The following is a 23,702-nucleotide window of genomic DNA, read 5'->3' on the forward strand; positions in this document are numbered from 1 at the left end:
CCCTCCTCTCACACCACCGGACATGCGGGCCACGCATCCGGCGGTTCATCCAGCTGATCTCAACCGTTGCCAGGTCGGCTTGAGCATGTGCAGGCCGAGGTCGTCCCAGTGGGTGGTGGGCAGTGCCTGGTTGAGGACGGCAGAACCCGCGATCCGCCAGTAGCCCTTGCTGGTGCCGCCCCACTCGCGGGACAGCCGCTCGTTGATCCCGAGCTTGCGCAGCATGTGCTGACGGGTCTTCGGCCTCTTCCATTCCTTCCACCGGACCTGCCGCATCCTGCGGTGCAGCCACTTGTCCAGCTCACGGAACAGGTGTGAACCATCCGCGAGCCGGAAGTAGCCCATCCAGCCAGCGGTGAAGCGGTTGATCTTCCCGATGCGTTCGGGCATCGCGATGCTCCACCGGCGCGACGTCAGTTCCCTGAGTCGTTCCTTCAGGCGTTTGACCGCCTTCGGGTCGACCCGGACACCGACCTTCCCGCCCCGGGCGAAGTAGAAGCCGAACCCCAGCAGCACCGCTTCGCGGGCGTGGACCACCTTCGACTTGTCCCGGTTGACCTTCAGTTTCAGCCGCTGCTCGACCACGGCCGTGACCGAGTCGAGCACCCTCTGAGCGGCCCGCTTGCTCCGCACGAAGACGCGGACGTCGTCGGCGTAACGCACGAACCGGTGACCACGCCTGAACAGTTCCCGGTCCAGGTCGTCGAGCATGATGTTCGACAAGACGGGCGACAGCGGAGACCCCTGCGGGGTCCCCTCCACACTCGGCATCTTCACGCCGTCCACCATGATCCCGGCTTCCAGATACCTGCGGATCAGTTTCAGAACCCTGCGGTCACTGACTTTCCGCGCCACCCGCGCCATCAGGACATCATGCTGAACCCGGTCGAAGAACCGGTCCAGATCGAGGTCCACAACCCAGCGGTTGCCGTCCTCGACGGCCCGCCGCGCGACCCGGACCGCCTGATGGGCGGACCGGCCGGGACGAAACCCGAAGGACGACCCCGAAAAGCCAGGGTCGAAGACGGGCACGAGCACTTGCGCGATGGCCTGCTGGATCAAGCGGTCCAGCACCCGCGGCACCCCCAGCATCCGCTCACCGCCGCCAGGCTTCGGGATGACCACCTGACGGACCGGCGACGGCCGGTAGATGCCCGCATCGAGTTCGGCCCTCACCTCGGGCCAGCGCACCGCGACCCACGGCCTGAGTTCGGCCGTGGTCATGCCGTCCACCCCGGGAGCACCCCGGTTCACTTCAACGCGGTTGAGCGCCGCGAGCAGGTTCTCCTTCGAGAGCATCAACTCCCACAAGGACGGCTCCTGACCGCGGTGAACGTCCTCCGTGAGACGCGCCGGCCGGTCACTGCGCTCCGCCGGGTCACTTCCGGAATGCACCGGTCCCTCCCCGGTCGGCACCGCCGAAGCGGTATTACTGCGGTCCACGTGACCGGCACGAGCAGTCACCACATCATCCGTTCCACTCGATGTTCGGCCCTTCCCAGCCGCCGTGCCCATCCCGGCTGGTACTACGGCCTCTGCTGACTTCTGCCCGGTCAGCCCCCACCTCCCGGCACGGACCGTCGGCGCGGCGACAACCTCAGCACAACCGACACCCGCACAGATCTCCCCAGGTAAGAACGATCACTGTCCCTGGATCCCCGCCGCGTTTACGCACTGGCCTTCTTGGTGGAGACGGGCATCACCTTCCATGGCAGGCTCACCCGACCAGCACGCCTCATACACGGTTCGTGTTCCTCGGTACCCAGGTCTCGCCTCGGGCTTCCTCCAGACCCCACCTCACGATGACGCCCTTGCCTCCGGCTCGGGGTTAGCACCACCTCTTCCCCCAGGGGACTCACACCCCCAAGCAATCGCCCATGCTGGGCACACCAAGAAGGCGGCCGATGCCCAACCCAGGGCATCGGCCGCCTTTTCTGCAGTAGGCGTGCGAGTCGCTACTCCGCCGCCGCCGCGATCAGCTCGCGGCACTTCTTCACGTCCTCGGCCATCTGTACGAGCAGCGCGTCCAGCGAGTCGAACTTGGCCTGGCCGCGCACGAACGCCAGGAAGTCGACGGCGACGTGCAGGCCGTACAGATCGAGGCCGACGCGGTCGATGGCGTACGCCTCCACCGTCCGTTCCGTGCCGTCGAACTGCGGGTTCGTGCCGACGGAGATCGCGGCCGGCATCACCTCGCCGTCCGCGTGCAGCCAGCCCGCGTAGACACCGTCGGCCGGGATCGCGGTGTGGGGCAGTGTCTCCACGTTGGCGGTGGGAAAGCCGAGTTCACGGCCCCGCTGGGCGCCCCGGACGACAACGCCCTCGACGCGGTGCGGGCGGCCCAGGATCTCGCGCGCGCCCCCGACGTCACCCTCGCCGACCAGCCGACGCGTCAGCGTGGACGAGAACGGCTCGCCGCCGCCCGCCTCGCCCGACACATACAGGTCGACGACCTCGACCTCGAAGTCGTACGTCCGGCCGAGTTCGGTCAGGAACTTCACATTGCCGGCCGCCTTGTGGCCGAAACGGAAGTTCGGGCCCTCGACGACCGCCCGGGCGTGCAGTTTGTCGACCAGGACCTTGACCACGAAGTCGGCCGGGGAGAGCTTCGAGAACTCCTTGGTGAAGGGGAGGATCAGGACGGCGTCGACACCCAGCTCGGCCATCAGTTCGGCACGGCGGTGGTGCGGGGCCAGCAGCGGCGGGTGGCTGCCGGGGCGGACGACCTCGCTGGGGTGCGGGTCGAAGGTGACGACGACCGAGGGAACTCCCAGCTCGCGGGCGCGCTCCACGGCATGCCGGATGATCAGCTGGTGTCCGCGGTGGACCCCGTCGTAGGAACCGATGGTGACGACGCCGCGTCCCCAGTCCTCGGGGATGTCCTCCAAGCCACGCCAGCGCTGCACTGTGACCGCTCCTCGTCGAACCCGTGTCCGTGTCTGCCTCTTACGCAGGCCTTCTTACGCAGGTCTAAGGGTGCCATGCCGGACGCGCCCGGCTCGCATCGGCATGGAGGCTGTGACAGGGCGCACGTGACACGACCGGTTTCCGGCCGCCGACCGCAGTTCGGAAGCGTTCGCTACGCGGGGACCCGCACCCCCGCCAGGTTCTCGATCATGCGTCGCGTACTGGGGCCGACCACGGCGGCCCACTCCCCCGGGGTGTCGGTCAGCCAGCCCGCCACCAGCACCGCGAACCCGGGCACCCGCCTGCTCAGCTCGACCAGGCAGCAGTCGAACCGCGTCGCACCGTCCGGAGTGCGTACGAGCAGCAGACCGCAGCGGTGTACGAGGCCCCGCGTGCGTTCCCCGCCATGGCGGGCCGTGGCCTCCACCGTGGTGCGGAGCAGTGCGTCCAGGACGGTGGGGTCGTGCTCCCGGGCCAGCAGGGCTTCGAGGAGTTCCTGGCGGAGGGGGTGGGAGACGGGGGCCCCGGGCGCGGCGAGCACGGTCGCGAGGGCCGCGCGCACCGGGGCCGGGCCGTCGACGAGGAGGCCGGTGACCAGCGGGAGGAGCACGGGCCTGACGGTCGGTCCCTGGTCGAGGCGCCGGTCGACGTACGCGGCCATGTGCCCGGCGGTCTCCGGCCGCCGCTCCACGGCCTGCCGTACGAGCACGGCGACCCGCCGGGCCAGGGCCGGGGTCGTGATGTCGGCGAGGGTGCGTAGCGTGTCGCCCGGTTCCGGGCCGAGCAGCCTGGTCCGGAACGCGTCGAGGACCGGCTCCGGGTGGGTCGTGAGGGCGGGGACCAGGGCGCTCGGCGGGAGGTGCGGGTCGCCGGCCGTGAAGTGCCGCAGCGCCTGCGGGAGATGCTGGGCGCGGGTACGCGGATCACGGACGAGGAGCGCGAGCGCGCCGCCGTGGAGGGTGCAGTCGCCGGGGCGGGCGAGCAGTGCGAGGGCCGCGTAGCTCAGGAGGTCGAGGTCGGCGTCGGTGCGCACCCGGGGTGCGACGCGCGTGCCGTACGCCACCGCCGCGACCCGCCGGGCCGGCCGCTCGTCGTGCGCCCACCGGTCCACGGCCCGGCAGACGGCGGACGGCTCCTCCTCGGCGAGCACGGCGAGGAGTTCGTCCCCGCGCCGGTGCGCACTGTCGACGAGTACCTCGGTCAGCTCGTCCAGGGCTCGGTGGCGGTGGGTGTGGAGCAGCGCCTGGGCGGCGGTCGCCACGGTCGCGTCCGGCGTCGCGGGCAGCGGACGGTCGTCGTCGAACCAGCGGGCGAGGAGCGGTTGTACGGCGGTGGGGTCGGCGGCGAGCAGCTGGGCCACGGCGTCCAGGTAGCGCGGCTGGTCGGACTGGCCCGGCGGGTCGTCGCCCACGACGAGTCGGCGGAGGAGGTCGACGGCGGTGGCTTCGGGGAGGCGGAGGGCCGTCCAGAAGGCGGGGCCCAGCTCTTGGGGCACTGTCTGGTTCCGCCGGCGGCGGGCCGCGATGCGGTCGGCGAGGAGGCGCAGGACGTGGGTGTACGGGGTTGCGTCGGGGACGTTGCGGAGTACGTCGGTGAGGAGGTGGGTGGCCCACCAGGTGGAGGTGGAGGTGGATGAGTCGGTGGAGGTCGAGGGCTGGGGTTGGGGTTGGGGTTGCGGGTCGATGGCTTGCGCCAACTCCCGCAGGCGTAGGGCCAGTTCGGGGGCTCCGTGCTGGCGGGAGAGGAGCAGTAGTGACTGGACTACCGGGCCGATGCGGTGGTGCGGTACGGGGACCAGCGCCGCGTTCTTGTCGTTCTCCGGGCGGCGGCGGTGGACCAGGGCGTGCAGCGCCTCGTCCAGGTCCAGGTGTGTGCCCTGGATCCAGTCGGCGAGTTCCTCGTGGGCGAAGCGGTAGCCCGTGCCGGCGGGGACGAGGAGGCCCTCGGTGAGGACTGCTGAGGCCCAGCCCGTGCCGCCGCCCAGGTGGGCCGGTGCGGGGCCCCAGGGGAACACGGACTCGAAGGACGCGCGGTCCAGTTCGCCCTGTCCGGGGCCCAGGCTGCGGCGGGCGGCCTCGTGGATCTGGCCGGAGACCTTTGCTGCGAGGCGGCGTACGGGGGTGCCGCGTAGGCCGTTCTCGGCGGCTAGGCGGACTGCGATGCGGAGGCACATCAGGTCCAGGTAGGCGGTGAAGACGTCGTGGCGGTCGAGGCGGGGGGTGGGGGGCGTGGTGTCCGGGTGGGTGGGGAGGGCGGCGCGGACCTCGGAGAGGAGGCGGAGTGTGAGGGGGTGGCGGGCGTCCTGGGGGGTGAGGGTGGATGGGGGGATGGCGTAGCGGGTGTGGGCTTGGTGGGCTTCGGATTCGGTGAGGTCGGTGAGGTGGAGTTGGCGTGGGGGGTGGGGTGGCCGTTGGGGATTTTCGCCCCCGCCGCCCCTACCCGTCCCATCCCTGGGGGCTGCCGCCCCCAGACCCCCGCTGTCGGCCTGAACGGCCTCGTCCTCAAACGCCGGACGGGCTGGAATGCCCGGGTCGGCCTCGTCTGCGCACGCCCAACGGGCTGGAATGCCCGGGTCGCCCCCCGTCTGTTCCCAGTACTCCGGGCGGCAGGCCACCACCAAGCGGGCGTGTGATTCTCGGAGCCAGGTCTCCGTCGACCTTGTCCATTCCTTCGCTCGGTGGGCCAGGAGTGGGGGCATTTCCTCGGGGCCGTCGAGGAGGAGCAGGAGGGGGCGGGACGTCTTGTGGGACAGGTGGGCCAGGCGTTCCGGGGTGATGTCGCCCAGGTCGGTGGTGTGCTCGCCCGACGCAGCCACGATCCGGGCCGCTCGGTCCAGTGCGCGGCGGGCCGCGTCCGCCACCGAGGTGTCCTCGTCGCGCAGGTCGGCGCCGCGCAGCCACAGGGTGGGGGCCGGTTCCGGGTCGCGGTGGCGGCGGGCGGCGAGGGCCGCGAGTTCCGTCGTACGGCCGCTGCCGGGGGCGCCGACCAGGCCGAGGACGACGGCCGGGCTCTCGCGTGCGGCGGTGAACTCCTTCAACTCCCTTGCCAGTTCCGCCCGTTCGACCGGCTCGACCGCGCCCGCGTCCAGGCCGCCCGAGGTACGGCCCACGAAGCCCGCCAGTGCGCCCGGCGGTCCGTCCGAGCCCACCGAGGTCGCCGTCAGTTCCAGGACGCCCGCGAGATTGAGGTCGGCGCCGTACGCGGGGACCGTCGCCGCGTTGCGGGCCAGGAGTTCCGCGAGGGGGGCCTCCAGGGCCCGCCGGGTGTGGAGGGGGAGCGCGAAACCTGGTGCCCGGTGGCCCGCCGGTTCCGGTGATGCTCCCGTGGGTTGCGGCAGCAGAGCCGTGCCCAGTACCCCCAGCACCGCTCCCGTCGTACGGTCGAGCACGGGTCCCCCGGCCGCGCCGCCGCCCAGTCGCAGCGCGTCGCTGCCCGCCGTGCCGATCGCCAACTCCAGGGCGTCGGGGAGGAGATGGAAGCGGTCCGTGGCCGTGTAGGTGACGTCGGTCGTGCCGAGCACGCGCGCCTCCCGCCAGCCGCCCGCTGCGATCCGTACGTATGTGCCAGTCGCCACCCGGTCCCGGACCGAGACGGGGAGCGGGTCCGCGCCCAGGCCCTCCGTGCGCACCAGGGCCAGGCCCAAGGTCGGGAGAAGGGTCACCGCGTCTGCCGCCGACACCACACACGTACGGTCTGCGGGGCCGCGCAGGACCAGCCGGGCCAGTCCGTCGACGGCCTCGTGGCTGGTGATCAGTGTGCCGTGGTGGTCGGCCACGAAGCCCGTACCCCGTGGGCGACCGGCCAGGTCGCACACCCGCACGAGCGACTCGTCAGCGGCATCGGCGGCCTCGACGGCCTGTTCGTCTTCTCGCGTCTCGGGCGCGTCGGCCGACGGCCGACGGCCGCCCCCGGCGCGCGGGCCCCGTCCCGCCATCGTCGTCCTCCCCGCCGTACACGCGTGCCTGCGTACGCACGCGTCTGCTTTCGACGGTAGGCATCCGGTGATCAGCAGAACAGAGCGTGCGACGAACGCGCCCCCTTCCGCCCCCTCGGTTCACTCCGAGCGCCTGCCCGGACGGGTGAATGAATCGCGAGGGATGGATACACCCTTGGGTGGGGGAACCGAGGGGGAACCGTGGAGCGGCGGGAACGTGTCCCCGTGACCGCCGCTCCACGGCGCGGAACGTCAGACGAAGACCGCGAGGCTCTTCGCCTTGCCCTTCTCCTCCTCCACCAGGGCGAGGAACTGCCCGGCGGGGTCGAAGACGGCCACGGCGCCGACACCGGTGTACTCCTCGGGCATCTCCAGCCGTACGCCGTTCGTCAGCAGCCGCGCCCGCTTCTCGTCCACGTTCCAGCGGGGGAACGCCGCGGTGGCCGCGTCGGCGATCGGCATCACCGTCAGCTCCTGCTGCAACTGGTCGAGCGTGCGGGCCGCGTCCAGCTTGTACGGGCCGACGCGCGTCCGGCGCAGTGCGGTGAGATGACCGCCGACGCCCAGGTCGGCGCCCAGGTCCCGGGCCAGCGCGCGGATGTACGTACCGGAGGAGCACACCACCGACACGACCAGGTCGAGTACGGGGGTGCCGTCGGCCGCGACGGCGTCCCGGACGTCGTACACCGCGAAGGAGGAGACGGTGACCGGGCGGGCCGGGATCTCGAACTCCTCGCCCTCACGGGCCCGCTTGTACGAGCGCACGCCGTTGATCTTGATGGCGCTGACCTTGGACGGCACCTGCATGATGCGGCCGGTCAGCTTGGCGACTCCGGCGTCGACGGCCTCTCGGGTGACCCCGGAGGCGTCGGTGGAGGAGGTGATGTCCCCCTCGGCGTCGTCGGTGAGCGTGTTCTGTCCGAGGCGGACGGTGCCCAGATACTCCTTCTCGGTCAGCGCGAGGTGGCCGAGGAGCTTGGTCGCGCGCTCGACCCCGAGGACGAGCACGCCCGTGGCCATGGGGTCGAGGGTGCCGGCGTGTCCGACGCGGCGGGTCCTGGCGATCCCGCGCATCTTGGCGACCACGTCGTGCGAAGTGAAGCCCGACGGCTTGTCGACGATGACAAGCCCGTCGGGCGTCCTGGTGTTCTGCTGCGTCATTCGGCGGTGTCGTCCTCGTCGTCCGGCTTCTTGTACGGGTCCGCGTCACCGGCGAACGCGGCGCCCGCGGACGCCTGGCGCACCTGGGCGTCGGAGGCACGGGCCTTGTCGAGGAGGTCCTCGATCTTCTTGGAGGTGTCCGGGAGTGCGTCCGCGACGAAGGCCAGGGTGGGCGTGAACTTCACGCCCGCGGCCTGGCCGACGGCGGAGCGCAGGACGCCCTTGGCGCTCTCCAGGCCGGCGGCAGCGGCCGCCCGCTCCTCGTCGTCCCCGTAGACCGTGTAGAAGACGGTCGCCTCCCGGAGGTCCCCGGTGACCCGGGTGTCCGTGATGGTGACGTGGGTGCCGAGGCGCGGGTCCTTGATCCCGCGCTGGAGCTTCTGGGCCACCACCTCTCGGATGAGGTCAGCCAACCTCTTCGCCCGCGCGTTGTCGGCCACTGGTCCGTCTCCCGTTCTTTTCTGTTCCGCGTTCCGCGTTCTGCGTTCTTGCAGGTCGTTCATTTGTTGGGCTCTAGTCGTCGTCGCCGTGGAGCCGTCGTCGTACGGACAGCAGTTCCACCTCGGGGCGGCCGGCGACCAGTCGCTCGCACTGGTCCAGCACATCGGTGATGTGTGCCGTGTCGCCTGCCACCACCGCGAGGCCGATGCCTGCTCTGCGGTGCAGGTCGAGGTGTTCGACCTCGGCCACGCTCACCGCGTACCTGCGCTGGAGTTCGGCGACGATCGGGCGGACGACGGAGCGCTTCTCCTTCAGCGAGCGTACGTCGCCGAGCAGGAGGTCGAAGGACAGAGTCCCCACGTACATGTGTGTATCCGGATGACCCGCCGGTGCGGGATCGATGGCCCCGCCGGCTGTATGGGCGGGGACATCAAGAACGGTACAGCGTACGGGGCGGTGGCTCGACGGGATTGTTCTCGCCCCCGCCGCCCCTACCCGTCCCATCCCTGGGGGCTGCGCCCCCAGACCCCCCTTGTCGCGCTGAACGCGCTCGTCCTCAAACGCCGGACGGGCTGGGTGGTGCCGGCCGGCGCTTGGGTATTCAGCCCGTCCGGCGTTTGAGGACAAGGCCCGTTCAGGGCCGTAGCGGGCAGACGGCCAGCTGGCCGGCGGGGACTTTTCCCTGCCGGCCAGCTGGACTGCACGTACTACCCACCGCTTAGCCGCGCGGCTTCTCCCGCATCTCGTACGTCGCGATGACGTCGTCGACCTTGATGTCGTTGAAGTTGCCGAGGTTGATACCGCCCTCGAACCCTTCGCGGATCTCGGTGACGTCGTCCTTGAAGCGACGCAGACCGGAGATGGTGAGGCTCTCCGCGATGACCTTGCCATCGCGCAGCAACCGCGCCTTGGTGTTGCGCTTGACCTCGCCGGAGCGGACCAGCACACCGGCGATGTTGCCCAGCTTGGACGAGCGGAAGACCTCGCGGATCTCCGCCGTACCCAGCTCGACCTCTTCGTACTCCGGCTTGAGCATGCCCTTGAGGGCTGCCTCGATCTCCTCGATGGCCTGGTAGATCACCGAGTAGTAGCGGACGTCGACGCCCTCGCGCTCCGCCATCTGCGCCGCGCGGCCCGCAGCGCGGACGTTGAAGCCGATGACGATCGCGTCGGAGCCGGTCGCCAGGTCGATGTCCGACTCGGTGACCGCACCCACGCCGCGGTGCAGGACGCGGATGTCGACCTCTTCGCCGACGTCGAGCTGGAGCAGCGAGGACTCGAGAGCCTCCACCGAACCGGACGCGTCGCCCTTGATGATGAGGTTGAGTTCCTGCACCAGACCGGCCTTGAGCGCCTCGTCCAGGTTCTCCAGGGAGAACCGGACTCCACGCCGGGCGAAGTTGGCGTTGCGCTCGCGCGCCGCCCGCTTCTCGGCGATCTGACGCGCCGTACGGTCCTCGTCGACAACCAGGAAGTTGTCGCCGGCGCCCGGGACGTTGGTGAGACCCAGGACCAGGACGGGAGTCGACGGAGTCGCTTCCTCGACGTTGTTGCCGTTGTCGTCGAGCATCGCCCGGACCCGGCCGTACGCGTCGCCGACCACCATCGTGTCGCCGATGCGCAGCGTGCCGCGCTGGACCAGGACCGTCGAGACGGCACCGCGGCCACGGTCGAGGTGGGACTCGATCGCGATGCCCTGCGCGTCCTGCTCCGGGTTGGCCCGCAGGTCGAGCGAGGCGTCCGCGGTGAGGACCACGGCCTCCAGGAGAGCCTCGATGTTGAGGCCCTGCTTGGCGGAGATGTCGACGAACATCGTGTCGCCGCCGTACTCCTCGGCCACCAGACCGAACTCGGTCAGCTGACCACGGACCTTGGTCGGGTCCGCGCCCTCGACGTCGATCTTGTTGACCGCGACCACGATCGGCACGTCGGCCGCCTTGGCGTGGTTCAGCGCCTCGATCGTCTGGGGCATCACACCGTCGTTGGCCGCCACCACGAGGATCGCGATGTCGGTCGACTTGGCACCACGGGCACGCATGGCGGTGAACGCCTCGTGACCCGGGGTGTCGATGAAGGTGATCTTGCGCTCTTCGTCGTTGACCTGAGTCGTGACCTGGTACGCACCGATGTGCTGCGTGATACCGCCGGCCTCACCCGCGACGACGTTCGTCTTGCGGATGGTGTCGAGGAGGCGGGTCTTACCGTGGTCGACGTGACCCATGACGGTCACGACCGGCGGACGCGCGACGAGGAACTCCTCGCCACCCTCGTCCTCACCGAACTCGATGTCGAAGGACTCGAGCAGCTCGCGGTCCTCCTCCTCGGGGCTGACGATCTCGAGGACGAAGTTCATCTCGTCCGCGAGGAGCTTCAGCGTCTCGTCGGAGACGGACTGCGTGGCAGTGACCATCTCGCCGAGGTTCATCATCACGCCGACGAGCGACGCCGGGTTGGCGCCGATCTTCTCGGCGAAGTCGGTGAGGGACGCACCACGCGACAGGCGGACGGACTGTCCGTTGCCGCGCGGCAGCATCACGCCGCCGACCGACGGGGCCTGCATGGCCTCGTACTCCTGGCGCCTCTGCCGCTTCGACTTGCGACCACGACGCGCGGGACCACCGGGACGACCGAAGGCGCCCTGCGTGCCACCACGGCCACCCGGACCACCGGGACGACCACCGAAACCGGGACGACCGCCGCCGCCACCGCCGGGACCACCGGGACGACCAGCGAAACCGCCGCCACCGCCACCCGGACCACCGGGACGACCAGCGAAACCGCCGCCACCGCCACCGGGACCGGCCGGACGACCGGCGAAACCGCCGCCGCCACCGGGACGACCGCCGCCACCGCCACCGGGACCACCGGGACGACCGCCGCCGCCACCGGGACCGCGGCCACCAGGGCCACCGCCGGGACGCGGGCTACCCGCAGCGGGACGCTGCGGCATCATGCCGGGGTTGGGACGGTTGCCGCCGGGGCCGCCGCCGGGACGCGGAGCGCCACCGGGACCACCCTGCGGACGAGGCATGCCGCCCGGACTCGGACGCCCGCCACCCGCACCCTGCGGACGGGGAGCACCCTGGCCGCCGCCCGCACCCTGCGGACGCGGACCACCGGCACCGGGAGCGCCACCGGGGCCACCCTGGCCGCCGGGACGCGGAGCGCCCTGCGGACGGGGCGACTGGGGACGCGCCATGCCGGTGGAACCACCGGACGTGAAGGGGTTGTTGCCCGGACGCGGACCGGACGGACGGGCACCGCCGGGACGCGGAGCGCCCTGGCCACCCGGACGCGGGGCGCCCGGACGCTCGCCACGGCCCTGGCCGCGATCCTGACTACGGTCCTGACCCTGACCCCGGTCCTGACCGGGACCCGAGGGACGGGCACCGCTGGGACGCGGGGCGCCGGGACGGGCACCGGTGCTGGGACGCGGGGCCTGAGCGGCGGCCGGGGTGACCGGTGCCGACGGCGGAGCGGTGAACTCCGGCGTGGTGGGCGCCGCGGGGGCCGGCTTCGGCGCGGGCTTGGGGCCCGGCGTCGGACGTGAACCCTGCGGGGCCGGGGTCACCGGGGTGACCGGCGCACTCGGCGCGGCGGGCGCCGCGGGGCGCTCGGCCACGGCGGGCTTGGGAGCCGGCGGCCGCGGGGCAGCCGGACGGGCCGACTGCGCCGGGGAGGGCGCGCCGGGCTTGGGAGCCGCCTTGCGGGGGGCGCCGGGCTTGGCGCTGCTCCCGCCCTGGAAGGCGTCTGTCAACTTGCGTACTACGGGCGCCTCGATCGTCGAGGATGCCGATCGGACGAATTCACCGAGTTCCTGGAGCTTGGCCATGACGGCCTTGCTCTCAACCCCGAACTCCTTGGCGAGTTCGTATACCCGGACCTTAGCCACTTCGCTCCTTTTAGGTCCGGGTTGCGGCCGGACCGTCGCTACTTCATGGGCGTACTCATCGCGTGCTCATCGAGTGCTCATCGCAATCTCGACCTACTTCCAACTCGCGGGGGGTACCAGAGCCGCACGGGGGTTCCGTGCGACGCGTCTTACGGTGTTGCCTGCTCGACGTACCGGCGCAACGCCGCCGTGTCGAGCGCTCCCGGGGCACGCAGTGCCCGTGGGAACGCCCGGCGGCGAACCGCCAGGTCGAGACAGACCAGGGCGGGGTGCACATACGCACCCCGGCCGGGCAGCGTACCGCGATGATCGGGGGCGCATTCACCCTCGATCGCCACGATGCGCAGCAGATCCTTCTTGGCCGCTCGCTCCCGACACCCCACACAGGTGCGTTCAGGGCATACGCGGGCTCGCGTCCGGCCAGACACTCCTAAGTCTACCTCCCCGTACGGACCTCACTCATTCGAGATAAGGATCGAACGGTTGTTGTCGTGATCTCAGCCACCTGCGGCTTGGATCTATTCCCTACTGGCCCCGGGGCTGGTCGGCGGGCCGCTCGGACGGCTGCTCGGTGTCCGGGCGGATGTCGATGCGCCAGCCGGTCAGCCGGGCGGCGAGGCGGGCGTTCTGGCCCTCCTTGCCGATCGCCAGCGACAGCTGGTAGTCGGGGACCGTCACGCGCGCGGAGCGGGCCGCGAGGTCGACGACCTCGACCTTGGTGACCCGGGCCGGGGACAGCGCGTTCGCCACCATGTCGGCCGGGTCGTCCGACCAGTCGACGATGTCGATCTTCTCGCCGTTCAGCTCGGCCATGACATTGCGCACCCGGCCGCCCATGGGGCCGATGCAGGCGCCCTTGGCGTTCAGACCGCTGCGCGTCGACCGGACGGCGATCTTCGTGCGGTGCCCGGCCTCGCGCGCGATGGCCGAGATCTCCACCGAACCGTCGGCGATCTCGGGCACCTCCAGCGCGAAGAGCTTCTTCACCAGGTTGGGGTGCGTGCGCGAGAGGGTGACGGACGGACCGCGCACACCCTTCGCCACTCGTACGACGTACGACCGCAGCCGCAGCCCGTGTGTGTAGGTCTCACCGGGGACCTGCTCCTGCACCGGCAGGATGGCCTCCAGCTTGCCGATGTCGACGAGCACGTTCTTCGGGTCGCGGCCCTGCTGGACGACACCGGTGACGATGTCGCCCTCGCGGCCCGCGTACTCGCCGAGCGTCGCGTCGTCCTCGGCGTCGCGCAGGCGCTGCAGGATGACCTGCTTGGCGGTGGTGGCGGCGATCCGGCCGAAGTCCGACGGGGTGTCGTCGAACTCGCGTGCCTCCTGCCCCTCCTCCAGCTCCTGGGGGTCCTCCTTCGCCCACACGGTCACATGACCGGTGTCCCGGTCGAGCTTCACGCGCGCGTGGCGGCGGCTTCCCTCGGTGCGGTGGTAGGCGATGAGGAGGGCCGACTCGATCGCCTCGACCAGCAGGTCGAAGGAGATCTCCTTCTCCCGCACCAAGCCCCGCAGGGCACTCATGTCGATGTCCACGGCTACGCCTCCTCTTCTTCCGTCATGTCCTGCTCGTCCTGCTTGTCCTTGCTGTCTTTCCGGTTGAACTCGACCTGGACGCGGGCCTTGTCGAAGTCGCCGAAGGCGAGCCGGCGGGCGGTGGCCTTGCGGCCCTTCACGCCCGGCACCTCGAGGTCCATGCCCGCGTCGTCCACGGTCAGGATTCGGCCGACGACTTCGCCGGCGCCCTCGGTGAGCTGGAACCTGACCAGCCGGTCGACGGCGCGTACGTAGTGCCGGTGCTCGGTGAGTTCGCGTTCGGCGCCGGGGGTGCCGACCTCCAGGGTGTACTCCCCCGCGCCCATCGCGTCCGTCTCGTCGAGCTTCGCCGAGAGCGCGCGGCTCACATCGGCGATCGCGTCCAGATCGGCCCCGTCGTCGGAATCGACGACGACCCGCAGCACTCTCTTGCGCCCGACGGACTCCACTGCGATCTCTTCGAGATCGAGACCCTGCGAGCTGACGAGCGGCTCCAGGAGCTCTCGAAGCCTCTCGCTCTGGGTGGTGCTCATCCGGGTGACTCCTCGGCCGCGTGTGCTGTTGTGGGTAGGTCGCGTGTCAGGTCAAAGGGTATCCGGTCCCGGGGGGTGTTGCCGTCCACCGGAACGCCGCCGGTGGCCCGGCTGCGCCGGTGGCGGGTGCCGGGCCGGGGCGCGGGTACGGTGATCACGGGCGTGCTGCCCTTCCCGTTGTTTTCCGTGGTCTCCCGTTCGTACGAGCCCTCCGAGGACGTCTGCCGTGCCGTTCCCCCCGCCCTCGCGCACCCCGCTGGGAGTCCCCGCGGGTCCGCGCAGAAGGACCCTGCTCGCCTCGGCCGCGGGCGCCGCCCTCCTCGTGGGCTGCACTTCCGAGTCCGACTCGACGGCCACGAGTTCCGGCAGCCCGTCGGTCGCCGAGCGCACGCGCGCGCGTGCGGCGAGCGACAGCACCGGGCTCGTACGGCAGTACGACGCGGCGATCGCCGCGTTCCCGGTACTGGCGGAGCACCTGTCGGAGCTGCGCGCGGAGGCCGTACGGCACGCGGAGGCCTTCGGGGGCGTTGAGCCGACACCGACCTCCGCCTCGCCTTCGCCTTCGGCTTCGGCCTCTGCGGCGCCGCCGACAGAGCAGGACGCCCTCGCCGGGCTCGCCGCCGCCGAGCGGACCCTCGTGGACCGGCGTACGAAGGCGCTCCTCGAAGTGCCGGGCGAGCTGGCGCGGCTGCTGGCCTCGGTGGCGGCGGCCGGGGCCGCGCATGTGTATCTGCTGACGGAGGGCGCGAAGTGAGCAAGTCGGGGAAGGCTGAGAAGGACACCGGTGAGCTGACCGCGCTCCAGGCCGCCCTGGGCGCCGAACACGCGGCGGTGTACGGGTACGGGGTCGTCGGCGGGCTGATCGGCGAGGCCCGCCGGAGCGAGGCGCGGGCGGCGTACGACGCCCATCGGGCCCGGCGCGACGAGCTGGCGCGCGCGGTGCGAGCCCTCGGGGGCACACCGGTGGCGGCGGCAGCCGGGTACGCGCTGCCGTTCCCGGTGACCGACTCGGACGCCGCCGTCCGGCTCGCGGCCGAGCTGGAGGAGCGGGTCGCCGGGGTGTACTCCGACCTGGTCCGGGCAGCCGAGGGCGAGCGGCGCCGGACGGGTGCCGAGGGGCTGCGGGAGGCCGCGGTGCGGGCGGTGCGGTGGCGGGGCGGGAGCGTACCCTTCCCTGGGCTCGCCGAGCGGGCGAGCACCGTGTCGGCGTCGGCGACACCCACGGCGTAGGCCGTATCGCACACACCGCGTCCCGAGTACCGGAAGGAAACGACTCGCGCATGGCATTCGCACCGCCGCCCCGTCTGGTGAGGGCGCTCGGCGAGACGGCACCGGACGGTGACGACTGGCTGGCGCGGGTGCCTGCGGCGGCTCAACAGGCCGTGGATCTACGCGTGTTGACCGTGGAGCGGGTACAGGTACCGGGCGGTCGGAGCAGTCTGGTGGTGCTGGTGCGGCGGGCCGACGGTACGCCCGCCGTCCTGAAGCTCGCGCCGCGCCGGGCCCGGCCGGAGAGTGAGCGGGCCGCGCTGGCGCACTGGGGTGGGGTGGGGGCGGTGCAGCTGCTGGAGCCGGTCACCGACTCCGGCGGCTCCGGCGACTCCGCCGAGGAGGGTGTGCTGTTGCTGGAGCGGCTGCATCCTGATGTGTCGGTGCGGTCGCTGCCCGAGGCGAAGGCGCTGCTGGAGGCCGCGGGGACGTTGCGGCGGCTGTGGGTCGAGCCGCCTGTCGGGTCCGACGTCGTCTTCGAGACGGTGGCCTCGCGGACCGGGCGGCAGGCGGAGGCGATGGCGGCGAGCGCCGGTGCGGAGGTGGCGCCGCTGGTGGCGGCGGCGCTTGCCGCTCGGGAGGAGTTGGTGGTCGCGCCGCCCGAGGTTCGGTTGCTGCATGGGACGTTTCGGCAGAGCAAGGTGTTGGCCGGTGAGCGGATGCCGTGGTTGGCGGTGGGGCCGGATCCGGTGGTCGGGGAGTGTGCGTTCGATCTGGCTCGGTTGGTTCGGGATCGGGTGGAGGATCTGATCGCTTCGTCTTCGGGGGCGGCGATTACTCGGCGGCGGGTGAAGCGGCTTGCTGAGTCCTTGGATGTGGATCAGGAGCGGTTGCGGGGGTGGACGTTGTTTCGGGCGGTGGAGTCGGGTGTGCGGGCACTGCGCGTGGGGCGTCCTAAGGATGCTGAGTTGTTGCTGGAGTTTGCGGGGTGGCTTTGAGGGTTGAGGGTTTGCTGCGGGCCGGTGGGGGCTGGTCGCGCAGTTCCCCGCGCCCCTAGGTGGGTCAGCCGGCCCTCAGTTTGAGAGCTAGGACGGGGCAGTCTGCTGCTGCTCTGCGGGCTCGTTTCGTTGTGCGGGTGGGGATTGGGGCGCCGTCTACGAGTGGGTAGCCCCACTCGTCCAAGGTGATGTGTTCCGGGAGGAGTTCGGCGCACAGGCCGTGGGCCTGGCAGGACGTCCAGTCGATGTCTATCGATGTCTCTTGGGTCATGTCAGGTCCGGTCGTTGGGGACTGGCAGAAGGGGGATTTGGGTCGTTGCCGTGCAGAAGCCCCTTGCGTGGGCGTCCAGTTCGGGGGCGAAGGTCGTCAGGGCCGAGCGGACCAGGCGGACCGTGCCGTCGGGGTGGTGGCAGGCGCCGCGGCCCTCGACCAGGCCGGACCAGCGGGCGACGTCCGTGCGCGTCGTGCCCTGGGGGCCGGGGGCGGCCAGGGTCTGGAAGGCGGCGGCGATTCGGGGCAGGCCGTTGAGGCAGGGGCCGCACTGGCCGGCCGACTCCAGGGCCAAGTACCGCAGGACGCGGGCAGTTTCGGCCAGGCCGCAGTGGTCGGCGGGGAGCATGGCGAGTACGCCCGCACCCAAGTAGGTGGTGGTCAGGGGGAGTTGGGCGGCCTCGGCGGCTGGGATCCAGGTGCCGTGGTAGCCGCCGATCAGGACCGCTCCGGTGGGGCCCAGAGGCAGTAGTCTGCCTATCTGCATCCCGAACGGGGCTTCCACGACCCGTACTTCACGGCCGGGCACATGCACCGTGCACAGCGCGCTGCCGGGTTCCGAGGGGGTGCCCGCGGCCCGGAACCAGTCGGCGCCGTAGCGGGCGATCAGTGCGAGGTGGGCCAGGGTCTCGACGTTCTGGACGAGGGTCGGGGCCCGGTTCACTCCGCGCTCCCGCACCGGCGGGCGCTGGTGCTGCGGAAGGGCGGCGCCGCCGGAGACGTACGAGGTGAGGGCGGAGGACTGGCCCGACAGGAACCGTTTGGGGACGCGGACCACCTTGACGGACAGGGGGTCGCGGCGGCGCTCGGCCAGGGCCGCCTCCAGGTAGCTGCCGCCCGCCTCCACCGCGAGGTACGCCTCTCCGGCGCCGATCGCCTGGGCCGCCAACTGGAGTCCGTCCAGGACGAGATGGGGCGAAAGCTGGAGGAGTGTCTTGTCCTTGTGGCTCGCGGGCTCGCCCTCGGCGCCGTTGGCCACGATCACCGGGGCACGGCCTGTGCGGCGGCCCGCGTCGGCCACGGAGACGAGTTTGCGGTACGTGGCGAAGGCGGCTCCGCCGCGGCCGGTGAGGCCCGACTGGCCGACAGTTTCCAGGAGTTGGGCCGGGTTGCCGTACGAGACGGGCCCGTACCGCTGCTCGTGCGTGCCGAAGTCAGCCGGGGCGCCGCCGGGGGCCAATAGGCGGGGCGGCATGAAGATGTCCGTGTAGGTGGCGGTCATCAGCGGACCCCTTCGAGCGTGCGTTCCGGTGTGTGGAGCAGGGCAGTTGGGGTGCGGCGGGCTGCGCGTACCGCGTGGGCCGTGCGGATGCCGAAGGCGGCGAGTACGGCGGCCACGCAGGACACGGTCAGCCAGGTCATCCAGTCGGCGCCGGTGTCCGTGCCGATGCCGATTCCGTGGACGAGGGCGATCGGCCAGGAGGCGTACGCGAGCCAGTGCACGGCACGCCAGGTGCGGTGGCCCAGGCGGGCGCGCAGCAGGCTGGTTACCAGCACCGCGAGCATCAGGTCGAGGGCGACCGTGCCCAGACCCAGCCAGAGGGGCTGGTAGTCGGAGACGAAGGGGACGACGGCGTCGAGGAGCGTGATGTCGACGTAGCCGTCGATCACGGCTGCGGCTATGTGGAGCGCGAGGAAGGCGGTGGCGGAGAGGGAGAGGGTGCGGTGGAGGGAGACCGTGCCGAATCTGGGCAGGCCGGGGATTCTGCCTCGCAGGCGAACCGCGATGCCGAGCAGGACGACGACCGTGAAGAGGACCAGGCACACGGCGCCTGTGGCGCGGTTGGCGTACCAGAGGGTTTCGGAGGTCATGGCGTTGCCTCCGGGGGTGTGGTGGTGCGGGTGGTGGATGAGACGGGCCAGCCCGGCGTCGTCACGACCGTTCCGTCCGTCGTCACCAGCCTCGCCGGGAGGCCCAGCCCCGTCAGCCAGCGTTCCGCGCCCCTCCCCTTCACCAGGGCCGCCGTGCTCGCCGCGTTGGCGTCGGCGCAGTTCGCCGCCGCGACGGAGACCGTGCGCCAGGGGGTGTGGACGGGGAGGCCCGTGTCCGGGTTGATGATGTGGTGGAGGGTGTGCTCGCCCCGGCGCCAGTGGCGTGCGGCCGTGCCGGAGGTGGCGAGGCCGCCGCTGTGGAGGCCGATCGTGGCGTACGGGCCCTGGGCGGGCGCTTCGTCCACCGGGCCGGTGATGTCCTGGACGCGGATACGCCAGCCGCCGGTCGGGGGCTCACCGGCGACCGCCGTGTCGCCGCCGAGGCTCACCAGGACTCCGCAGCCGGCGGCCTCTGCCAGCGTTCGTGCGGCCCGGTCGGCGGCCCATGCCTTCGCGGTGGCGCCCAGGTCGAGGCGGATGCCGGACGGGACGGTGACCGTGCCGGTCGCCCGGTCCAGGTGGATCCGGCGCCAGCCGGGAACGCGCCGCACGGTGAGCCGTACCGGGCGGTCGTCCTCCTGGACGAGGGTGAAGTCGCGGTCGTAGCCGAGGGCTTCCAGCGCCGAGCCGATCGTCGGGTCGACGGCTCCGTCGGTCGCCTCGGCCGCGCGCAGGGCCACCGCCAGGGCCTCGGCCAGCAGCGGGCTGACCCGGGTCGGGCGGCCGGCGGTGTCGTCGAGGGCGGAGAGTTCGGAGTCGGCGCGGAAGCGGCTGCAGGTGGCGTCGACCTCGGCCAGCTGGCGGGCCAGGAGCAGGTTGCAGGAGTCCAGCAGGGCCGGGTCGGTGGTGACGAGCCGGACGCTGGTACCGAGGGCACGCCAGTCGGCGGCGGCCGTGGGGCGGACGGCGGTGGTCATCACGACGCCCCCGAGGTGGAGTCGGCGGAGCCGCTGGAGTCGGAGGAGGTGACGTCGTCGGAGGAGGACTGGAGGTCGCTGGACGACGAGGAGTCCGAGGAATCCGAAGAGGAGCTGTCCGACGCGGACGAGTCCGTCGACGAGGACGACGTGTCCGTACTGCTGTCGGTACTGGTACTGGTACTGGTACTGGTGTCCGTGCTGCTGCTCGAACTCGACGACGTACTGGATGAGCTGGTTGAACTGGACGAACTGGATGTCGAGTCCGAGGTGCTGCTCGCGGCCGTCGTCGCGTCCGACTCCATCGTGCCGACGAGGGCGAACACCCCGGCCGCCGCGGCCAGTGAGACCGCCGCCGCCACGGCCGCCGTACGCCGTACCCCTCTGCGTACCGCCGCGGCGGCTCTCCGCTCCCGCTCCCTGCCCGTCATGGTCGTTCCCCTCCCGTAGGACGTGACTCTGTGTCACGCCCTACGTTCGGGGACCGGCCTGAGAGAAGTCTGTGAGGCGTCCATACGCCTCCCGAGAACTTTCTGAGAGGTGGCTTTAAAGTGCGGCGGGCATCAGGCGGTCAGGCGGGCGATCGCCTCGTCGACCGTCAGTTCCTCGCGCTCGCCCGTCCGGCGGTCCTTGAGCTCCAGGACGCCCTCGGCCGAACGGCGGCCCGCCACCAGGATCTTGGGTACGCCGATCAGCTCGGCGTCCGTGAACTTGACGCCCGGGGAGACGCCGGCGCGGTCGTCGACCAGGACGCGGGCGCCGGCCGCGGCCAGCTTGTCGGAGACGTCGAGGGCCAGTTCGGTCTGGAGGGCCTTGCCCGCGGCGACGACGTGGACGTCGGCCGGGGCGATCTCCTTGGGCCAGCACAGGCCCTGCTCGTCGGCGTGCTGCTCGGCGAGGGCGGCGACCGCGCGGGAGACGCCGATGCCGTAGGAGCCCATGGTCACGCGGACCGGCTTGCCCTGCTGGCCGAGGACGTCGAGGCTGAGGGCGTCGGCGTACTTGCGGCCGAGCTGGAAGATGTGGCCGATCTCGATGGCGCGGTCCAGCTTGAGGCCGGTGCCGCAGGCCGGGCAGGGGTCGCCTTCCTGGACGACCACGGAGTCGACGTACTCGTCGACCTCGAAGTCGCGCCCGGCGACGACGTTCTTGGCGTGCAGGCCGTCCTTGTTGGCGCCGGTGATCCAGGCGGTGCCGGGGGCGATGCGCGGGTCGGCGAAGTAGCGGACCTTCTCCAGGCCCTGCGGGCCGACGTAGCCGCGTACGAGGTCGTCGCGGCCCGTGAAGTCCTCGGCGGTGACGAGTTCGACGGCGGCGGGCGCGAAGTGCGCCTCGACCTTGCCCAGGTCGACCTCACGGTCACCGGGGACGCCGATCGCGACGATCTCGCCGTCCACCTTGATGAGGAGGTTCTTGAGGGTGGCGGAGGCAGGGACCTCCAGATACGCGGCGAGCGTCTCGATGGTCGGGGTCTCGGGGGTCGGGATCTCCTCCAGGGCGGGGACGGCCGAGCCGTCGACCGGCTGGAGCGCGTACGTGATCGCCTCGGTGTTGGCGGCGTAGTCGCAGTTGGGGCAGTCGGCGAAGGTGTCCTCGCCTGCGGCGGCCGGGGCGAGGAACTCCTCGGACTTGGAGCCGCCCATGGCGCCCGCGGTGGCGGCGCAGATGCGGTAGTCGAGGCCTAGACGCGCGAAGATCTTCTGGTACGCCTCGCGGTGCAGGGCGTACGACTTGGCCAGGCCCTCGTCCTCCGTGTCGAAGGAGTACGAGTCCTTCATCAGGAACTCGCGGCCGCGCAGGATGCCGGCGCGCGGGCGGGCCTCGTCGCGGTACTTGTTCTGGATCTGGTAGAGGATCACGGGCAGGTCCTTGTAGGACGTGCACTGGTCCTTGACCAGGAGGGTGAAGATCTCCTCGTGGGTCGGGCCGAGGAGGTAGTCGCCGCCCTTGCGGTCGTTGAGCCGGAACAGCTCGGGGCCGTACTCGTCCCAGCGGCCGGTCGCCTCGTAGGGCTCCTTCGGCAGCAGGGCGGGGAGCGTGACCTCCTGGGCGCCGATGGCGTCCATCTCCTCGCGGACGACCCGCTCCACATTGGCCAGGACCTTCTTGCCGAGCGGCAGCCAGGACCAGAGTCCGGCGGCGGTACGGCGTACATAACCGGCCCTGACCAGCAGCTTGTGGCTGAGCACCTCGGCGTCGGCGGGGTCGTCACGCAGTGTCTTGACCATCAAACGGGACATGCGCTGGACCTGGGCCTGGGCCATGATTCTCGACTCCTGCTGCGTAAGGGTGATGGCAGGAGGTTAGCCGGGGGGTGCGGGGCGGTGGAAATCGGCCGTACGCGCCCTAGCGTCTGCGCAGGGGAAGGGGGGCGCCCATCACCGCGTACGGCTTCGGGGCACTGGGGAAGAGGACCTGGCGGGCCAGGTCCTCGTAGCCGAGGGAGTGGTAGAGGCCGCGGGCCGGGCTGTCGGTGTCGATCGCGGAGAGGATCGAGCGGGGTTCTGCGGCGGTGTCGGTGATGGCGGTGATGAGGGCCCGGCCGACGCCGGCGTTCTGGAAGCTCGGGTGGACGTGCAGTTCGGTGATCACGAAGGAGTCGTCGAGCCAGCCGTCGTGGCCCTGTCTGCGCAGATACGGCTCGACGACGGTGGACCACCAGTGCGTACGGTCGTTCGGCATGCCGTAGACGAACCCCGCGAGCCGTCCGTCGGGGGTGGTCGCGCCCAGTGCGCGGGCCCCGGGATAGGTCAGGTGCCGCAACACGATCTGCCTGCGTACGGCGACCTCGTCGGCGCCGAGTCCGAACGCCACGGCCTGGACGGCGAGCGCCTCGTCGACCCGGGCGGCGAGGTCGAGGGGGCCGACGACCACGTCGTGGGGGCGGGAGTGATGGCGGCCATGACCGGGGAAGCGCGGCATGTCCGGAGACTACAGGGGGTGTGGAGTGCCATTTGCTGGTGCGGGCCGGATGTGACCGGGTGGCCGGGGCCCGTGCGACCGGTTCAGAACAGGACGCTCATGAACGCTCCGACTTCCTGGAATCCCACCCGCAAGTACGTCCTGCGGGCAGGGGTGTTGAAGTCGTTCACGTACAGACTGACCACCGGGGCCACGTCCGCGAGGGCGTAGCGCAGTACGGCGGCCATGCCGGGGGCGGCGAGGCCCTGGCCCCGGTATTTGGGGGCCACCCAGACGCCCTGGATCTGGCAGGCCTGTGAGGTCGCGGCGCCGATCTCGGCCTTGAAGGCGACCCTGCCGTGCTCGTCGAGGCGGGCGAAGGAGCGGCCGGAGCCGACCAGTTCGGCGACCCTGGCCTGGTAGAGGAGGCCGCCGTCACCGGCGAGTGGTGAGATTCCGACCTCCTCGGTGAACATCGCCACGCACGCCGGCATGATCGTCTCCATCTCGTCCTTGCGGATGCGGCGGACGTACGGGTCCGGGGCGATGAGGGAGGGGTCGGGCAGGCGGTCGGTGACCATGAGGGGCTGGTGGCGGCGGACCTCACGGGCGGGGCCCCAGCTCGGTTCGAGCAGCCGCCACAGCTGGGTGGTGGCCTCGGCGGGGCCGACGATGGAGGAGCAGCGGCGGCCCGCTCGCCTGGCCCGGTCTGCGAAGGCGCGTACGGCGCGGGGGGTGGCGCAGATCGGGACGAGGTTGGCGCCGGCGTAGCAGAGGCTGGTGAGCATGCCGTCCTCGTACCAGCCCCACATCTCGCCGCCGAGGCGCCAGGGGTCGAGGCCCGCGATCTGGACACGGGAGGTCACGAAGGCGTTCGCGACCGGCTCGCGGCCGAGGACAGCGAGTGCGGCGTCCAGGTCGCCCGGTTCGAGCACCCGGGAGGTGGTCTGCGTCAACACGTGCGGGCCTCACCATGCGGTCTGCTGATCTCCGCACTGTACCTGCGGAAGCTGAGCGGCGCCGCCCTGTGTTTGGTGCCGTTGCCTTGTCGGAACCGTCGGCTCTGGTGACCGTCCCTGGGGGCTGCCGCCCCCAGCCCCCCGCTCCGGCCCTGAACGGGCCTTGTC

The 23,702-nt window shown here is 71.4% G+C and carries 21 protein-coding genes; 4 read left to right on the plus strand and 17 right to left on the minus strand.

The features are described from left to right. Positions 1-45: 45 nt before the first annotated feature. The 10 genes from ltrA to rimP form a co-directional block, all read right to left on the minus strand. Positions 46-1,464, minus strand: a complete 1,419-nt coding sequence (gene ltrA / locus LUX31_RS10235; RefSeq protein WP_235474470.1) for a group II intron reverse transcriptase/maturase — start codon at positions 1,462-1,464, stop codon at positions 46-48. A 491-nt stretch (positions 1,465-1,955) separates the two neighbouring features. Next, positions 1,956-2,906 carry a bifunctional riboflavin kinase/FAD synthetase gene (locus tag LUX31_RS10240; RefSeq protein ID WP_235474471.1) on the minus strand — a complete coding sequence of 317 codons (951 nt, stop codon included), beginning with the start codon at positions 2,904-2,906 and terminating at the stop codon, positions 1,956-1,958. Positions 2,907-3,079: 173 nt separating this feature from the next. Continuing rightward, positions 3,080-6,841, minus strand: a complete 3,762-nt coding sequence (locus LUX31_RS10245) for a serine protease (RefSeq protein ID WP_235474472.1) — start codon at positions 6,839-6,841, stop codon at positions 3,080-3,082. Positions 6,842-7,093: 252 nt separating this feature from the next. Then, the gene (truB, locus tag LUX31_RS10250; RefSeq protein ID WP_235474473.1) at positions 7,094-8,002 is read right to left on the minus strand and encodes a tRNA pseudouridine(55) synthase TruB; all 909 of its coding nucleotides are present in this window, start codon (positions 8,000-8,002) and stop codon (positions 7,094-7,096) included. Beyond that, positions 7,999-8,442 carry a 30S ribosome-binding factor RbfA gene (rbfA, locus tag LUX31_RS10255; protein WP_235474474.1) on the minus strand — a complete coding sequence of 148 codons (444 nt, stop codon included), beginning with the start codon at positions 8,440-8,442 and terminating at the stop codon, positions 7,999-8,001. The genes truB and rbfA overlap by 4 nt, the downstream gene beginning before the upstream one ends. Positions 8,443-8,515: 73 nt before the next feature. Further along, positions 8,516-8,809, minus strand: coding sequence for a DUF503 domain-containing protein (locus LUX31_RS10260; RefSeq protein WP_235474475.1), 294 nt, complete (start codon positions 8,807-8,809; stop codon positions 8,516-8,518). Between the two features lie 352 nt (positions 8,810-9,161). Then, the gene (gene infB / locus LUX31_RS10265) at positions 9,162-12,335 is read right to left on the minus strand and encodes a translation initiation factor IF-2 (RefSeq protein WP_235474476.1); all 3,174 of its coding nucleotides are present in this window, start codon (positions 12,333-12,335) and stop codon (positions 9,162-9,164) included. A 149-nt stretch (positions 12,336-12,484) separates the two neighbouring features. Next, positions 12,485-12,763 carry a YlxR family protein gene (locus LUX31_RS10270; protein WP_235474477.1) on the minus strand — a complete coding sequence of 93 codons (279 nt, stop codon included), beginning with the start codon at positions 12,761-12,763 and terminating at the stop codon, positions 12,485-12,487. A gap of 97 nt (positions 12,764-12,860) precedes the next feature. Continuing rightward, entirely contained in the window at positions 12,861-13,874 is a 1,014-nt protein-coding gene (gene nusA / locus LUX31_RS10275) for a transcription termination factor NusA (protein WP_235474478.1), read from the minus strand. A gap of 2 nt (positions 13,875-13,876) precedes the next feature. Next, positions 13,877-14,407 carry a ribosome maturation factor RimP gene (gene rimP / locus LUX31_RS10280; protein WP_235474479.1) on the minus strand — a complete coding sequence of 177 codons (531 nt, stop codon included), beginning with the start codon at positions 14,405-14,407 and terminating at the stop codon, positions 13,877-13,879. A 226-nt stretch (positions 14,408-14,633) separates the two neighbouring features. On the opposite strand from rimP, the gene LUX31_RS10285 reads away from it, so the two are divergent. Genes LUX31_RS10285 through LUX31_RS10295 form a run of 3 tightly spaced genes read left to right on the plus strand, consistent with a single transcriptional unit; the run spans position 14,634 to position 16,614 of the window. Next, entirely contained in the window at positions 14,634-15,161 is a 528-nt protein-coding gene (locus LUX31_RS10285; RefSeq protein ID WP_235474480.1) for a hypothetical protein, read from the plus strand. Next, positions 15,158-15,637, plus strand: coding sequence for a ferritin-like domain-containing protein (locus LUX31_RS10290; protein ID WP_235474481.1), 480 nt, complete (start codon positions 15,158-15,160; stop codon positions 15,635-15,637). Before LUX31_RS10285 ends, LUX31_RS10290 begins: the two co-directional genes overlap by 4 nt. A 50-nt stretch (positions 15,638-15,687) precedes the next feature. Then, positions 15,688-16,614: an aminoglycoside phosphotransferase family protein gene (locus LUX31_RS10295; RefSeq protein WP_235474482.1), complete on the plus strand. Its 927-nt coding sequence runs from the start codon at positions 15,688-15,690 to the stop codon at positions 16,612-16,614. A gap of 64 nt (positions 16,615-16,678) precedes the next feature. Here the strand turns inward: LUX31_RS10295 and LUX31_RS10300 are convergent, their stop codons facing one another. From LUX31_RS10300 to LUX31_RS10315, 4 genes are read right to left on the minus strand one after another with little or no spacing between them, the layout of a single operon-like run. Further along, positions 16,679-16,885 (minus strand): ferredoxin, encoded by a 207-nt coding sequence (locus tag LUX31_RS10300; RefSeq protein ID WP_235474483.1) that lies wholly within the window; start codon positions 16,883-16,885, stop codon positions 16,679-16,681. A gap of 1 nt (position 16,886) precedes the next feature. Continuing rightward, a complete protein-coding gene (locus LUX31_RS10305) occupies positions 16,887-18,107 on the minus strand; it encodes an NADH-ubiquinone oxidoreductase-F iron-sulfur binding region domain-containing protein (protein ID WP_235474484.1) in 1,221 nt (406 codons plus the stop codon). Continuing rightward, on the minus strand, positions 18,107-18,697 hold the full coding sequence (locus tag LUX31_RS10310; RefSeq protein ID WP_235474485.1) for a ferric reductase-like transmembrane domain-containing protein: 591 nt from the start codon (positions 18,695-18,697) through the stop codon (positions 18,107-18,109). Before LUX31_RS10310 ends, LUX31_RS10305 begins: the two co-directional genes overlap by 1 nt. Then, positions 18,694-19,674 (minus strand): FAD:protein FMN transferase, encoded by a 981-nt coding sequence (locus LUX31_RS10315; RefSeq protein ID WP_235474486.1) that lies wholly within the window; start codon positions 19,672-19,674, stop codon positions 18,694-18,696. The genes LUX31_RS10310 and LUX31_RS10315 overlap by 4 nt, the downstream gene beginning before the upstream one ends. 15 nt (positions 19,675-19,689) lie before the next feature. On the opposite strand from LUX31_RS10315, the gene LUX31_RS10320 reads away from it, so the two are divergent. After that, positions 19,690-20,124, plus strand: coding sequence for a hypothetical protein (locus LUX31_RS10320; protein ID WP_235474487.1), 435 nt, complete (start codon positions 19,690-19,692; stop codon positions 20,122-20,124). 113 nt (positions 20,125-20,237) lie between these two features. On the opposite strand, the gene LUX31_RS10325 is transcribed toward LUX31_RS10320, so the two are convergent. From LUX31_RS10325 to LUX31_RS10335, 3 genes are all read right to left on the minus strand, one after another. Continuing rightward, positions 20,238-21,938: a proline--tRNA ligase gene (locus tag LUX31_RS10325; protein WP_235474488.1), complete on the minus strand. Its 1,701-nt coding sequence runs from the start codon at positions 21,936-21,938 to the stop codon at positions 20,238-20,240. Between the two features lie 82 nt (positions 21,939-22,020). Beyond that, positions 22,021-22,596, minus strand: coding sequence for a GNAT family N-acetyltransferase (locus tag LUX31_RS10330; protein ID WP_235474489.1), 576 nt, complete (start codon positions 22,594-22,596; stop codon positions 22,021-22,023). 83 nt (positions 22,597-22,679) lie between these two features. After that, positions 22,680-23,534 (minus strand): GNAT family N-acetyltransferase, encoded by an 855-nt coding sequence (locus tag LUX31_RS10335; RefSeq protein ID WP_235474490.1) that lies wholly within the window; start codon positions 23,532-23,534, stop codon positions 22,680-22,682. Positions 23,535-23,702: the final 168 nt, after the last annotated feature.

Source organism: Streptomyces sp. GQFP, from assembly GCF_021545335.1.
In the GTDB taxonomy this organism is placed as follows: domain Bacteria; phylum Actinomycetota; class Actinomycetes; order Streptomycetales; family Streptomycetaceae; genus Streptomyces.